13 protein-coding genes and 1 tRNA gene are annotated in these 14,952 nt (G+C 37.8%); 7 read left to right on the top strand and 7 right to left on the bottom strand.

What is annotated here, in order from left to right:
- Positions 1-3: 3 nt before the first annotated feature.
- Positions 4-807, bottom strand: coding sequence for a penicillin-insensitive murein endopeptidase (locus IPH66_11920; GenBank protein MBK7130054.1), 804 nt, complete (start codon positions 805-807; stop codon positions 4-6).
- A gap of 97 nt (positions 808-904) precedes the next feature.
- Here IPH66_11920 and IPH66_11915 point away from each other — a divergent pair, with 97 nt between their 5' ends.
- Positions 905-1,468: an aminoacyl-tRNA hydrolase gene (locus tag IPH66_11915; protein ID MBK7130053.1), complete on the top strand. Its 564-nt coding sequence runs from the start codon at positions 905-907 to the stop codon at positions 1,466-1,468.
- Positions 1,469-1,478: 10 nt separating this feature from the next.
- Here the strand turns inward: IPH66_11915 and IPH66_11910 are convergent, their stop codons facing one another.
- The 4 genes from IPH66_11910 to hemA all read right to left on the bottom strand — a co-directional run bounded on the left by IPH66_11910 (position 1,479) and on the right by hemA (position 5,055).
- Positions 1,479-2,063 carry a suppressor of fused domain protein gene (locus IPH66_11910; protein ID MBK7130052.1) on the bottom strand — a complete coding sequence of 195 codons (585 nt, stop codon included), beginning with the start codon at positions 2,061-2,063 and terminating at the stop codon, positions 1,479-1,481.
- Positions 2,064-2,087: 24 nt separating this feature from the next.
- Positions 2,088-2,759 carry a uroporphyrinogen-III synthase gene (locus IPH66_11905; protein ID MBK7130051.1) on the bottom strand — a complete coding sequence of 224 codons (672 nt, stop codon included), beginning with the start codon at positions 2,757-2,759 and terminating at the stop codon, positions 2,088-2,090.
- The gene (hemC, locus tag IPH66_11900) at positions 2,752-3,642 is read right to left on the bottom strand and encodes a hydroxymethylbilane synthase (protein MBK7130050.1); all 891 of its coding nucleotides are present in this window, start codon (positions 3,640-3,642) and stop codon (positions 2,752-2,754) included. Before hemC ends, IPH66_11905 begins: the two co-directional genes overlap by 8 nt.
- Before the next feature lie 174 nt (positions 3,643-3,816).
- Positions 3,817-5,055 (bottom strand): glutamyl-tRNA reductase, encoded by a 1,239-nt coding sequence (gene hemA, locus IPH66_11895; GenBank protein MBK7130049.1) that lies wholly within the window; start codon positions 5,053-5,055, stop codon positions 3,817-3,819.
- A gap of 181 nt (positions 5,056-5,236) precedes the next feature.
- Here hemA and IPH66_11890 point away from each other — a divergent pair, with 181 nt between their 5' ends.
- From IPH66_11890 to IPH66_11880, 3 genes are all read left to right on the top strand, one after another.
- On the top strand, positions 5,237-6,241 hold the full coding sequence (locus IPH66_11890; protein MBK7130048.1) for a T9SS type A sorting domain-containing protein: 1,005 nt from the start codon (positions 5,237-5,239) through the stop codon (positions 6,239-6,241).
- Positions 6,242-6,346: 105 nt separating this feature from the next.
- Entirely contained in the window at positions 6,347-7,036 is a 690-nt protein-coding gene (locus IPH66_11885) for a DUF2461 domain-containing protein (protein MBK7130047.1), read from the top strand.
- Positions 7,037-7,045: 9 nt separating this feature from the next.
- Positions 7,046-7,591 carry a hypothetical protein gene (locus IPH66_11880; GenBank protein MBK7130046.1) on the top strand — a complete coding sequence of 182 codons (546 nt, stop codon included), beginning with the start codon at positions 7,046-7,048 and terminating at the stop codon, positions 7,589-7,591.
- A 226-nt stretch (positions 7,592-7,817) separates the two neighbouring features.
- Here IPH66_11880 and IPH66_11875 read toward each other — a convergent pair whose 3' ends face one another.
- Positions 7,818-8,273: a hypothetical protein gene (locus IPH66_11875; protein ID MBK7130045.1), complete on the bottom strand. Its 456-nt coding sequence runs from the start codon at positions 8,271-8,273 to the stop codon at positions 7,818-7,820.
- A gap of 130 nt (positions 8,274-8,403) precedes the next feature.
- Positions 8,404-8,474 (bottom strand) — tRNA-Gln (locus IPH66_11870).
- Positions 8,475-8,701: 227 nt separating this feature from the next.
- On the opposite strand from IPH66_11870, the gene IPH66_11865 reads away from it, so the two are divergent.
- The 3 genes from IPH66_11865 (at position 8,702) to IPH66_11855 (ending at position 14,946) form a co-directional block, all read left to right on the top strand.
- Complete coding sequence (locus IPH66_11865; protein ID MBK7130044.1) at positions 8,702-12,604, top strand: DUF2723 domain-containing protein; 3,903 nt, start codon at positions 8,702-8,704, stop codon at positions 12,602-12,604.
- 9 nt (positions 12,605-12,613) lie between these two features.
- A complete protein-coding gene (locus tag IPH66_11860) occupies positions 12,614-13,228 on the top strand; it encodes a polysaccharide deacetylase family protein (protein MBK7130043.1) in 615 nt (204 codons plus the stop codon).
- 257 nt (positions 13,229-13,485) lie between these two features.
- Positions 13,486-14,946, top strand: a complete 1,461-nt coding sequence (locus tag IPH66_11855) for a glycosyltransferase family 39 protein (GenBank protein MBK7130042.1) — start codon at positions 13,486-13,488, stop codon at positions 14,944-14,946.
- Positions 14,947-14,952: the final 6 nt, after the last annotated feature.

The raw sequence follows: 14,952 nt of genomic DNA, 5'->3' as shown, positions 1-14,952 counted from the left end.
AAACTAATCTTTCTCTTCAAAATCAACATGCACGTGATCATCATGCAAATCATTGATCAGTGGTGTAAGTTTTTGGGCAAAATAAATGTCGGTGTTTTTTAATTGCTCACCAAAACTTGTCGTGAATAATTCATCTTTATATTCCAGTTTGATAATGACTTTGGCAATTTTCAAACCTGATTTCTTCGCGCAAAAATCAAGCAAGAGTAACTGATGCGCCAGCAATTCAAAATCAATGGTGAGAGAAGAGTCACCGGCAAATTCACCATGATCATTAAACGAAAGAAAATAGTGATTCTTCCCTAATGAGTCTAATGAATAATCAGGTTGACCATTTTTAATTTTTGGCAACATGAGGTCAACACTCAGGCCGTTTTGATGCGTACGGTGCGGATAAATTTTTCCTCCTTGTTTGTTTGACATTTCCATGATATAAAAAAATCTTTCAGGATAGTTTGATTTCAAATCAGCATAAAAAAGCAAGAGCGTATTAATTACTTTTTCGTGCGCAAATGCTCTTCCTCCCAAATAACTCTCAGCAGAAAAATATTGAAAATTTTCACCATAAAACGGAATGATTCGACCATTCACTAACTCTCCTTCTGAAACAGTTCCAACTGATTTGCTTGGCAACAAGGTGTCATGATTAGCAGCGTAATATGCCATCACGTTTATTGAGTCAGTATGTAAACTGTCTTCACTTTCACAAATAGAATACGCCAGTGACACAGCAAATGCCTCTCGCACAGAGAACAGATGCGTTGCAAAAAAAATCAAAATAACAAGTGTAAGATTGGTGCGCTTCATTTTAAAGAAGATTACGATTGATGCCTCGTAAAGATCGGAATAATTGATGTGAGTTTATCAATTCTCACTTCGTATATTTACCACCAAATTCCCTCACATGAAATTCCTGATTGTTGGTTTAGGAAACCCCGGAGAAAAATACGCAAACACCCGTCACAACATTGGTTTCAGGGTGGTTGAACAATTGATTGAGGGCACTGATGCACGTTTTGAAACGGCCAAACTAGGGAATGTGACAACACATAAATACAAAGGGCGCACGCTTATTTTGTTGCAGCCATCAACCTTTATGAATTTAAGCGGTAAGGCAGTAAATTATTGGTTGCAACACGAAAAAATTCCGGTTGAAAATTTACTCGTAATTACGGATGATCTTGCCTTGCCCTTGGGAAAATTGCGGATGAAACCCAAAGGCAGTGACGGCGGCCATAATGGGTTGAAAGATATTCAGGCTACTTTGCAAACTGAAAATTACGCACGGTTACGGTTTGGTGTTGGAAGTGATTTTGCAAAAGGTAAACAAGTAGATTATGTGCTGGGCGAATGGCAAACAGATGAAATCCCTGTTCTTCAAGAACGCATGAAATTGGCCTGTGAAATGATTCATGCCTTTGTAACTATAGGCATAGAGAAGACAATGAGTTTGTACAACTCTAAGTAAAACGGAAAGATTATATCACCCCCAAAAACTTCTTGCGCGCAGCCGGTAATCGAAATTCATCTATCATTTCAGAAATGTTTTTTTCCTGAAATTTTTCAAATAGTACAATAGATGAAAATTGTGTTTTGTATTGAAATTCCTTTTTATAAATTGGTATAACAGCTAAAAATTCAAAGCCAGCATCTTTTGTTTTCAGCACTCGTTCCAACTTCATGGGTTTGGCTATAATAAAATATTCAGCCTTGAATTTTTCAGTAATTGGTTTTGTTGGATTACCCGCAGGAATGGTATCTCCGAGGCCAAACCAGGTATTATTTTTTTTTGGAATCTGGGCAATTTTATTCAGCCATTCTTGTGGCCAGCTATGTTGTTGAAGATTCCAGTATTCAGGCAACAACATGTAGAGTTCAATATGTTCAAAACCCACATTTCGCTCATTCACTTCTTGTGCTTTTGTTCGCAACCCATTGGTGAAAAGTAACTGGTATTGCTTATTCGGGTCGGCATACAAGCGTATCTCGAAATGATAATCATTATTTTCAGAGACAACTACTGAATTCTCTAACAAAGTTTCAAATGAAATGCCGTCACTCATGGTAACAAAGGTAGTGTTTCCAATTTATTCAAGAGATTGCAATGCGGCAATCAAATCTTCTTCACGCGGTGTGCTGCTCACGATGATTTTGCGAAAACCTAAATTCTCAAGCGCAGCAGCTGTTGTTTTACCAATTGCAACAAGGGTATCAGATAAAGTAAGTTCATTTGTTGAACAATAGGATTCAATGTTTGACGGGCTGGTAAAAATTATGACATCCGGTTTTTCACTCAAGGTATATTGAATGGGCAGCGTGTGGTACGTATTTAATTCAATTACTTTTCTATTGCCCTGATGGGATAATACATTCCGTTGTGATAAATTACTGAGCGGAAAAAAAATGGATTCATTTCCTGACCGTTTATCAAAAAATTCTTTGCCAATTTCAGAGGGCGTTTTCTCATCATCACCTATGAAATCAGCCTGATACCCATAGTCTGCCAATACACTTGCAGTGGCTTTACCCAATGAAGCAATGCGTTTTTGCTTCAAGGTGTATTCTTCAAAAAAACAACGTACCGCTGACGGAGAACTGAAAAATATCCAATCCGTTTCAGGAATTTTCAAACCCTTGACCGGAATTGTTTTTATAAAAGAAATATCATTCAATGTATATCCTTGATGATGTGCCCAGTTCTTCAAAGCAGAATCATTCTTCAACTTGCGAGTAATCAATATGACTCTTGACTTAGCCACGCTTTAGTTCTTGCACAATTTTTTCAGCCAAACCTGCACTTGATGATTGATTGAATTGGTATAATTTACCTGCCTCAGCACTTGATTTAGAATAGCTCACCAATACATGAAATTCGGTATTTAACTTTTGACAATAGATGCCTAAAGGTAATTGGCAACCGCCCTCCATTAAACGCAAAACATCGCGCTCTACCTGTATTGATTCAGCCACATCTTCATGATGAATTTTCTTCAGGGCTTGAGCAAGTTCAATGTCTTGTTGTCTTATTTGTAAACCCAGCACCCCTTGAGCAGGTGCAGGCACAAAATCTTCAGGGGCTAATTTCATAACATGTAACCCTTCTAAATTGAGACGTAAGCGCTCAACACCGGCGCAAGCCAGAACGATAGCGCCGTATTTTCCATCACGCAATTTTTGAACACGTGTTGGTACGTTGCCGCGCAAATCTTCAATTAAACAATCGGGTCGTAAACGCTTCAGTTGTGATTTGCGTCTTGCGGCAGAGGTGCCAACTACAGCATTAACTGCCAGTGAAAACGGTTGGCTTTTATCTGATGCAGATGGGTGAATTAATAAAATATCATTTGGCTCTTCACGATACGAAACCGCACCAATGATGAGTCCTTCAGGATTGGTAGTTTCAAGATCTTTATGCGAGTGAACTGCTAAATCAACTTCATTATTCAAGAGCGCTTCTTCAATTTCCTTGGTGAAAAAACCTTTCCCTTCAATTTTATCAAAGCTCAAATCCTGAATGCGATCACCGCGTGTTACAATAATTTTAATCTCTACCTGATGACCCAGATTTTCAAGTTGTGCTTTTACAAAGTTTGCTTGCCATAAAGCCAGATCACTACCGCGTGAACCTATTCTGATTTTCATGTGTAAATAATTTATTTTTTGAAGGTAACATACCTGCCTGTTGGTAGACGGGTACTGCGCCATACTGATTTTCGGTTTATCAAGCCGAGTCATCTGGCTATTTCATGTTAATCTCTTATATGATTTTTGTTTGGCGTTTTGGTAGAACAAATGTGTTCAGGTTAATGTAACAAATCAGATTTCCTCAGCCTCTTTTTTCATCATCATTTCTTTTGCCATCACCATCGGCACGCTGATGTATTTTTTCTCCATGTAATCCAAGACTCTTTCAAGTATTTCACGTGAATTTTCATCCAGCTGATTGATCTCTTTTGCAAATACTTGACCGGTTGCAGTTGATCTGATTTCTTTGATTCTTTCAGGTATTGAGCGCATTTTAATTTCTACCTGACGCATTTTAAAAATCTCTTTGAATTCTTCAACCGCTTCGTAAATAATTTGCCTCACTTTGATGAGTTCTTTCCGGCGCTCTTTTAAATTTTCATCTGCCACTGATTTTAAAAATGAAACTGAGATATGGTCAACCTCAAATTTTTCAGGTATAGCAGGATCAAGGTCAGCCGGAATTGCCAAATCAATCACAATTTTTTTTCTCTTATCGTCTGCAATCAATCGTTCATAAATTGCCTGTGTAATAACATGATCTTGTGACCCGGTGCAAGTAACCAGAATATCAAACCCATTGATATGATCTGACAATTCACTCAATGCATGCGCACTGCCACCCGTAAAGCGAGCAAGCACCTCAGCATTTTCTTTTGTGCGGTTATAAATTTGGTAATTTTTAAATCCATGCTTTTTCAAAAACCGACACATGTTTGTATTGGTGACACCTGACCCAACAACCAGAATTCTGGAATTGATATCAGGATTTCTTTCACACAAATGATGATAAGCCAATGAAACAACCGATACCGGTTTTGTAGCAATTTGCGTTTCTGTATACACTTTTTTTGCTGTCTCAATTGCTTGCCTAACCACTAAGCGAATGATGTCTCCTGACAAATGATGTTCACGTGAAAAATCAAACGCATTGCGCACTTGCGTAATGATTTCACGTTCTCCAAGCACCATACTGTCAACTGAAGATGCAACTTCAATCAGGTGATTGACGGCGTTGATACCATTCCAACATTTTGCCCGCTCAAGGTAATGCTGAATTTGAGTATGATGCCATGATGGATTGAATGCCTTTAAAAAGAGTGCAATAAAATCTGCATCCACCTCTTCACTTGTCACAAAAATAAATTCTACCCTATTACAGGTACTTAAATACATGATTTCAGAAATACCTACTTCCTCTTGCAGAAATTGCATGCGTTGCACAATTTGATCAGCCTCCACATGGAACTTACCAATCTCTTCTACTCCAATACAATTGTGTGTAAATGCGATAACATTAAACCGAATCATGCCGCAAAAATCAGGATTGGTAAATGGGTATTTGTCATGGAATTGTCAAAAGTGATGAATATCATGGAATGTCGTCTTCACTAAATTTAACAAAATACTGACGCTGGTCTAACTCCTGCAGTTTGCTTGGTTTATTATTTTATGTAAATTCGGCACTGAAAACTATACACTCAGAACACTTATGAAAAAATTACTCTTCACGTTATTATCCCTTGTATGGATTGGAGCATCATTTGCACAAACTACTGTTTACACAACAGGACAATCGTATGTAGACGCATGGACGGGCTGGTCAACTCCGGTAACTACCAATATCACATCCAATAGTGTTAATGGCGCCAACATCTACAATTTTAACGGTACAACAGGTAACGCCTATACCATAGAAACTTATCGTCAGTTCACGATCAATTCAAATGATTTGGATTTTTATCTTACCGCAACCACTGAAAATTGTTTAGTTTCCATTGAATTCAGTACAGATAATGTTAGCTATACCTTAGTGGGTTCACAAAGCTGGGGGGCAGGATTTTCAGTATCTACACTCATATCCCCAACATTTGATCCGGGTGTCACCACATTTTATATTAAACTAAAAATGTCAGGCACATTTGGTTCACCGGCGCAAGCAAACTTCAATAGTTTAAAAATTGATGCAGTGCTCAATTCAACCAACGCGGTTTCCATTTCTCCAACTGCCACGCAAAGTATAAACGTTGGCGCAAACGGAACCATGCTTACCGCCGCAGAATCACCATCAGCAGCAACTTCTCGTGAATGGAAATATTCAACAGTTTCAGGCTCAGGATATGTATCATTTGGTACGGCACAAACAGGCACCACTTATACTCCAAATTTCGCCAGCGCTGGCACTTATTATGTGGTATGCGTGAGTGATTTTTCAGGTGACATACAAACTTCTAATGAGGTGCAAATTAACGTTGGTTCTGCTTCAGTTCAAGAATTAGAAATGGTATCACAAGTTTGGTTTGAAAACGGAAATCTTCAATTAGTTTGCAGCGCACCTGAATATTCAGTTGAAGTATATGACATTTCAGGCACACGTGTATTCAAAGGCACCAATGTGAAAACGGTAGATTTTTCATCACATGCTCCGGGCATTTATTTCGTCTCTCTTTCAACCACTGAAGGCAAAAAAACCTTCAAATTAATCAAAGGGCACTAATCGTTTTCACAAAATAGCACTCAGTAAAAATTGACCAGAAGAATTATGAAAATTCTTTTGGCACGATGAATTTTTTTTTTACAGTTTATAAATTGATTCATTTGCATGGCTAAAATCTTTTTAGATAAATCGGTGTTTGACTTTTTAAAAAAGTTGAAAAAAAACAATGACCGTGATTGGTTCAATGCACATAAATCAATCTATCTTGAACAACATGAAAAGATGATTCATTTTGCTGATGCATTACTAACTGAAATGAATAAGCATGATGTAATTGAAACACCTACCGGCAAAAAAAGTCTTCACCGCATTTATCGTGATATTCGTTTTTCAAGTGACAAGACACCGTACAACTCACATTTTGGTGGAAGCTTTAAACGCGCCACAGCCGCCAGACGCGGAGGTTATTATTTTCACATTGAACCCGGGAACTCATTTGTTGGCGGTGGTTTTTGGGGTCCTAAACCGGAAGACTTGCAGCGCGTCAGAGAAGATATTGCAGACAACGGAGATGAATTGAAAAAAATTCTTCAAGCAAAAAAATTCAAGTCCACTTTTGGAACAATCTGGGGTGAAAGTTTGAAAACTGCTCCAAAGGGTTTTGACAAAAATCATCCGCATATTGAATACATTAGATTGAAACAATTTTTAATCAGCAAATCATTTACTGATGAAGAAGTGCTTGCGTCAGATTTTCATCTCAAAATGAATGCTGCATTTAAAGAAATGCGTCCGTTTTTTGATTATATGAGTACTGCGCTTACAACCAATAGCAACGGTGAGTCAATTCTTTAAACTCATGCCGTGTCAAGCGTCTTGCCCTATATAAAAATTGGTTGCGTTGTATTGGTCTGCGCGGGAATGGTGTATGCCAATCACATTTTATTCACGCAGGAAAATTTTATTGAAGGCATATTGTCACAACCATTTTTTTTGATTCCGGGCATAGCTTATCTGCCGGTAATTTATTTTTTTGCGAAGTGGTTCTACCAAAAAAAATATCCTCATATTTTATCAGCATGGATACTTTTTAATGCAGCTATTTGTGTGAATTTTTTTATGTACGTTGCCGGTTTGTATCCGCCATTACCTATTCAGTTCGCACAGTCAACTTTGATGTTCATTTATTGTGTTCTCTTGCTCTTTTCAAAAGAAAATTTTCCAAACTGGTTGCGCTTGTTTAGCTTGGCAAATTTGCTGATTTTAATCCCATGCCTCATTTTTTATTTCACTGATTTTTGGGCAGCTTATGAAATCACTATCTATCTGCTTTGCTTCACCCCTATTATACAATCGTTTATTTTTTTGAAAGAAATTTCACGGCTTGAATCAGATATTCTAGATGCATAAACAACTATGATATTGCCGTGTTTTAGGACAATCTCTTTCTCATTTAAAAAGATCAAAGAATAATAAAGATTAAACGCTAAAAGTAAACCAGAAACTTTCAAAGGCACGAGCATTTTACGAAACTAAATAACCTGCTAGCGCGAGCATCTTGCAAAACGAAATTCCTGCTAGCGCAAGCATCTGGCTCGTGCTAAACCCCCAATAACCTTTAAGTAGGAAATTCTAGTTAATCCTCATGCACATAAATATGTACATTGGCCGGACGATTTTCAGTATAACGTGTTCCGTATTTAGTGATTACCAACTCAGCATTTTCAGAATTAAACACGCCATCAACATAAACCTTATTTTCAAGCAGAAATTTCACCAGTGCAGCTTGCAGACGGGTTTCAATTTCACATTTTTTACCAAGCGTTAAAAAATTCAGTTCAATGTATCTTACTTTACCTTCAGGATTTGAATTAGTAATTTTACCTGGATCATTATAACTCAAGTAAGTCGCAAAAATTTCTTGTGCGGTTGAGTTGATGCCGGAAATATTAATTTCCCCAGCGGCTCCTTTTTCCCATTTCAATGTGGGTTGTTCATCCACCGTAGCAACACCATCTTTTATTTTCACTTTTTGAGCAAATCCAATACTTACAATTGAACACAAAAGAAATAAGGAGAATATCTTTTTCATAAAAAAGTTTTTATCTAAGGTAGGAATTTTTTTTATGTTGAGTTCACTGAATCAAAGTAATACCCGCTGATGCTATTGCTAAATGGTATGAAAAAAGAAAACCTCCCAGTTTTTTTGAGAGGTTTTCAAGTTGCCCGAGCTGGATTCGAACCAACACTTTCAGAACCAAAATCTGAAGTCCTGCCCTTAGACGATCGGGCAATGCGGGCGCAAATATAAATATTTATTTTTAATTCGCAAGAAAATCTTACCCATTGAACCGGTAAAAAGCCGTGCCTGTTTGGTTTTCAGAGAGTATTTACGCCAGAAAAACTTGAATAGAAGGACACCAAACAATCTTATTAGTACTTAAAACAAGGTGCATTTAGGGATTTTTAAGAGGAAACGAGCGAATATATTTCTAAATTCGCACAGCTTAAAAATGACCTATGGATTATAAAAGAATGAACACAATTGTAGGCTGGATGGTTTTCATCTTTGCTACCACCGTGTATTGGATGACCCTTGAACCGACAACAAGTTTATGGGATTGCGGCGAATACATCACTACTGCCTACAAGTTAGAAGTGGGTCACCCTCCGGGGGCACCATTATTCATGATGCTTGGTCGTTTATTCACCGTTTTTGCATCACCTGAAAATGCAGCCTACATGGTGAATTTCATGTCGGCTCTCAGTAGTTCCTTTACAATTCTTTTCCTTTTCTGGTCAATAACCATGATTGGCAAACGCATTGTATTATCTCCTTCATCTCTTTTTAGTTCAGATGATTCAGCAGATAATAAACAAACCAAACGTGAATTATCTCAAGGCGAACAATGGGCAATAATTGGCAGCGGACTCATTGGCGCCATTGCGTATACATTCTCTGATTCATTCTGGTTTTCAGCCGTTGAAGGTGAGGTATACGCCATGTCATCATTCTTCACCGCCATTGTTATGTGGGCTATTCTCAAATGGGATCATGAATTACAAACGCAAGAATGGAATCCGGACAACACTGCTATTGCGGGAAAAAATGCAAATCGCTGGTTGATCTTTATCTTCTTTATGGTGGGTCTGTCTATTGGTGTCCATTTATTGAATCTCTTGTGTATACCGGCAATTGCTTATGTAATCTATTTCAGAAAATACAAAACTATTACAACGGGTGGATTTATTCTTACCGGCATCATTGGTGTAGTTACATTAGGTTTTGTTCAAAGTATTCTCATTCCAAAAACAGTACAAATTGCCGGATTTTTTGAACGTATTTTCGTGAACAGTTTTGGTATGCCTTTTAATGCAGGAACAATTTTCTTCTTCCTTTTCATGACAGCAATTATTGTTGCCTTGTTGATTTATTCAAAGAAAAAACAATGGCCAATTCTCAATACATCTGCTTGGGCATTGTCTATGATATTTATTGGGTACTCATGCTTTGCCATGATTGTTATTCGTTCCGGCGCTAACACACCATTAGATGAAAACGATCCTGAAAACCTGGTAAGTCTTGAATCATATCTTAAGCGCGAACAATATGGTGACTGGCCAATTCTTTATGGTCAATACTTCACGGCAAAACCAAAAGATCAAAGTGAATGGGATGACCGCAGTGATGTTTATCAGAGACTATGGGTTGTAACATCACGCACCGGAAAAGAATTAGAGGGTTTCAATAATAAAGCAGATGCTGATTCATTTGCTGTGAAAAACGGAGGTGAAGTAGAAGAAAAATACTACATGACTTTTAATGGTGAAAAAGCAAAACCTGCCTATGACGATGATCACAGCGGATTTTTCCCAAGAATGTACAGCGGAGAACCACATCATATCACCGGATATAAAAATTGGAGTGGGCACAGTGGTACGCGTAAACCAACCATGGGTGAAAACCTCACATACTTTGGCGGATACCAAATTAACTGGATGTACTGGAGATATTTTATGTGGAATTTCTCAGGTCGTCAATGGGATGAACAAGGTTACGGTGGTGCCAGAGATGGAAACTGGATTTCAGGTTTAAATTTCATAGATAAACATCACGTAGGTGATCAAACCGATGCACCAAAATTCATTACTGAAAATGCAGCACATAATAAATTCTATATGTTGCCACTCATATTGGGAATGATTGGTTTTCTTTTCACTTTAATGCGTGCTTCAAAAGAATGGTGGATTATCATGCTACTCTTTTTACTCACCGGATTTGCTATCATCATTTACCTGAACCAAAAACCAAGTGAACCTCGTGAACGTGACTATGCTTATGCTGCATCATTTTACGCATTCGCCATGTTCATTGGTCTCAGTGTGCTTTCATTGTATCAAGCATTCAAATCGTTAAATTGGAAAGAGCTTGCCATGATGCTTGCCCCTATGGTTGTGCTTTCACTGATATTTGCCATTGCTGATACCACACTTGCATTAAGTATGCTTTACATCACTTTTGTTATAGCAATTGTTTTTGCTTTGATGATAACCTTGCGTAAAACTATTGCTAAAGAAACTCACGGTGCTCTGGTATCAACATTACTTGCCCTGCCGGTTCCTATTCTGATGGGTGTTGTTGGTTGGGATGATCATGACCGCAGTGATCGTTACACTGCACAAGCGCTTGCATATAATTATTTGATCAGTTGTGATGACAACGCGATAATTTTTACGAATGGTGACAACGATACTTTCCCACTTTGGTACTTACAAGAGGTGGAAGGAACAAAAACAAGTGTGCGTGTCTGTAACTTATCACTCTTGAATACTGATTGGTATACTGAACAAATGACAAGACAAGCATATGATTCAAAACCATTGCCAATAAGCTTTACAAAAGATCAATACAGACAAGGTGGTTTACGTGATTTCATGTATGTGCTAAGCACCAATGAACTCACCATGCGAGAAGCTGAAATTTTACCTAAATGGAGAGATATCATCACTAAAAAAATTGAATTCAATCCTGATCTTTACCAACCTGCTTTCAGTGCTGCATGTGATAGTTTGACAAGTATTCTCTCTAAGACAGAATTTGCTACAAAAGAGGCAGAACTATTTGCAAAATTACCGGGATTTGATACAACAGGAACTTATTTTGAATTCCGCAATCTCATCTTTAATCTCTTGCAAAAAGGGCCTGAGAAATATAAATTGGTTGAACCACAACTAATCGCTATTCAAGATATTTTGTTAACCTTCAATGATGCGTTTGATTACTTGCCGGCTGATTATGCCATGACCTGGTTGGCTGATGATAATAATGCTGAAGCTCGCGGTGCAAATGGATTATTCTTTTTGCCTTCTAAAGGACTAACCGTTGAAGTAAATAAAGAAAATGCGCTGAATAGTGGTATTGTTTCTGAAGCAGATGCTGATCGCATTCAAGATAAAATCCGTTGGAAAATTAATAAACAAGCCATTTACAAAGCTGATGTCATGATATTAGATATGATTGCGCATTTCAACTGGGAACGTGCTATTTACTTTGCAAGTTCAGCTGATAAAACTACTTATCTTGGTCTTGATAAATTCTTCTACGCTGAAGGTTTAGTATATAAACTCATGCCATTTGACGTGAAAGCAAACCGCAACCCAAACTCATTAGGCGAAATCAACAAACCAAAATTGTATGACAACTTGATGACTGTTTTCAAATGGGGTAATATGGAAAAAGAAGGTGTATTGGTTGATTACTATACACGCAGATTAACCAATAATTATCGTGTTCAATTCAGTGTATTGGCTGATGCCTATTTAGAAGATTATGATTTTCACCAACAGCGTTTGACTTTATTCAATCAAATTTTAGCCGGTCCGGTTGGAGATTCTACTCAGGTTATTCAAACTCCAATTGGTAATTTTAAGCGCAACGATATTCCTGCTGAAATAAAAAAATCAGAAGAAATAATTGCAGATAGTAAAGTGAAAGTTGAACAGGTGCTTGATCGTTCATTGGCGGTAATGCCTGAGTACAATGTGCCGTATGATAAAGTGTTCCCGTCATACATTTCTACCTACTACGGTGTTGGTCACGAAGCGAAAGCAGAAGAACTCACCAAGAAAATGATGGCTATTTTTGATGAAGAAATTAATTATTACATTGGCGTTGAACCTGAATTTACAGCAAGTATGATTGATGATTTATTCCAAGCTTACCGTGGAATGTTCTCATTGTATCAAGCGGTAAATATTTACGGCACCAATGAAGCATTTAAAGAAGAGGTTGGAAATACTTTCTACAGCATGACAGAGCGCGTACAAAGTGCACTACCTGCCGTTCAAAAAGTAAGTCCTGGCGCAAGACAACAGATAGAACAAACATTCTACGCATTCTTCCAGCGCATCATGGGAATGTAAAATTTCTGTATGCGCATTTACAAAATTCCCAAATGGTTAAGGAGATTTTATCCAAACGCCATTTGGGATTTTTTTTCATCACCGGACAAAACAATCTACCTCACGTTTGATGATGGACCAACATCTGAAACGACTTGCTGGCTGTTGAATCTTTTAGCGCAGCATAAAATAAGAGTCAGCTTTTTTTGTCTTGGAAAAAACGCATCGCTGTATCCTGATCTCATACAAAAAATGCGTGATGCAGGACACGCTATTGGCAATCATGGCTATTTTCATTTGGATGGATTTAAAACGAAAGAAGCAGATTATATTGAAAACGCAGAAGCGGGTTTTAAAATAATTCCAACAACGCTTTATCGTCCGGCTTATGGGCGCATATCTCCGGGGCAGTATGAAGCCCTCACACAAATGGGATATCGCTTAGTGTTTTGGTCTCACCTCACGTATGATTTTGATGACAGCATGACTTCATCTGCACGGATTTCAAAAATAAAATCAGCAACAAAACCCGGAGCAATTTTTGTTTTTCATGATTCTCAAAAAGCATTCTCAAATCTCAAATATGAGTTGCCCGTGTTAATTAAATATTGGAAGAGTGAAGGGTATATGTTTGGGGTGGTGTGATTGTACGCTTTTCTCCTCTCTCCTCTTTCCTCTCTCCAAAGGAGAGAGGAAGTGACGTTACATCACACTTTTTCTAAACCCTTTTGCTCTGGTCTTCCTCTCCTTTGGAGAGGATTGAGGAGAGGAAGTGACGTTAGTTCATAGTTTTTCAAAACCCTTGCGACCGGTTTTAGTGTCGGTAGAAATTGTAGGTAGTAAGTAATAGACGATTTATCTCTAAATTCGTTTAAACAAAATTATCTCATTACTAAAATTTCATGTTGATATCCTGGGTTGATTTGCTTAAAGGGCTTTCGATTATTAGCTCAGTTTTACTCTTGTTTTATACGGGATATCGGTTATTGCAAAAAAACAATAATACATTGGCGTTGCTTTGCCTCTTGTTCATCGGATTCGGGTTGAGATGGTACTTGGCTCGTGAAGGCGAACTGCATCATTGGGATGAAAAATATCATGCCTTAGTAGCAAAACATTTGATTGATGATCCATTAAAACCAACGTTGTATCAACATCCTGTGTTACCCTATGATCAACAGAATTGGGTTGGTAATCATATCTGGCTGGCTAAACCTCCGGTCGCTTTATGGGGTATGGCTCTCTGGATAAAAATACTGGGCAACACGGTTTGGGCAGTTCGTATCATGTCATTTATTTACGGTATGTTAGCCATATTGCTTACTTGGAGTATCGCAAAAAAATTCTTCAACATACGAACCGCATATTACGCAGCATTTCTTCATGCCATTCATGGAGTGCTGGTTGAACTCATTGCCGGTCGCACTTCTTCAGATCATGTTGAAATTGCTTTGCTATTTTATGTTGAACTTGCCGTGTGGATTGCTGTTTACCTTTATCAGAAAAAAAACAAAATTCTAATCACTGCGCTTGTTGGAATTGTTGCCGGTTTAGCCTTTCTTTCAAAATGGTATCCTGCCGGGATAATTTTTCCGCTTTGGTTGCTCGTGCTTTATTTCCATTTTCCAAAAATGAAATTCAGGTTTTATTTTACTCACTCGTTAATTATCACCTGCACATTTCTCAGTGTTGCCGGATTTTGGATTCTATATATTGCGCAACACTATCCGACTGAATTTATGCTGATCAAAGATAAATTTCTTGGCGCATATAGCACAGCTGTAGAAAACCATTCAGGCCCGTGGTATTATTATTTGCAAGAGATGTTGATTCTCTATGGTGAGCTGATTTATTTTGTACTCGCTCTGATATTCTTTTTGATTTACAAGAAAACAGATCAATTGAAGCTGTCTATTCTATTGACCTGGATATGCATTCCACTCTTGATATTTTCATTCGGTGAAACAAAAAGGTTCACCTACCTATTACTGAGTGCGCCGGCTTGCTTTATACTCATTGCTTATGCCGCAGATTACCTTCTGCTTAAATTAAAAGACTACCAATTAAAAGGTAGAATAGTGATTTCCATTTTGGTGTTTGCCTTGTTTGCTTTACCCTTTCGTTTTTCAACAGAGCGCATAAAGCCCTTTGAGGACTTATCATCCAATGATACTGATTTTTATAATGATGTATCATCTTTCCAAAATAAATACAAAGCGGGTGATATCATTTCCGGTACTCCATACTATATAGAACTGATGTATTTTACTGATGTTACCGCTGCTTATGCATTTGAGCTTGATAGTACAGAAATTCTTTCATTACAAAAGCGGGGGTTCAGCATAATTCACTGGCAAGACTAAATTAGA

It is taken from the genome of Crocinitomicaceae bacterium (assembly GCA_016708105.1).
In the GTDB taxonomy this organism is placed as follows: domain Bacteria; phylum Bacteroidota; class Bacteroidia; order Flavobacteriales_D; family Crocinitomicaceae; genus JADJGJ01.
This window is presented reverse-complemented; position numbering and strand designations above follow the sequence as displayed.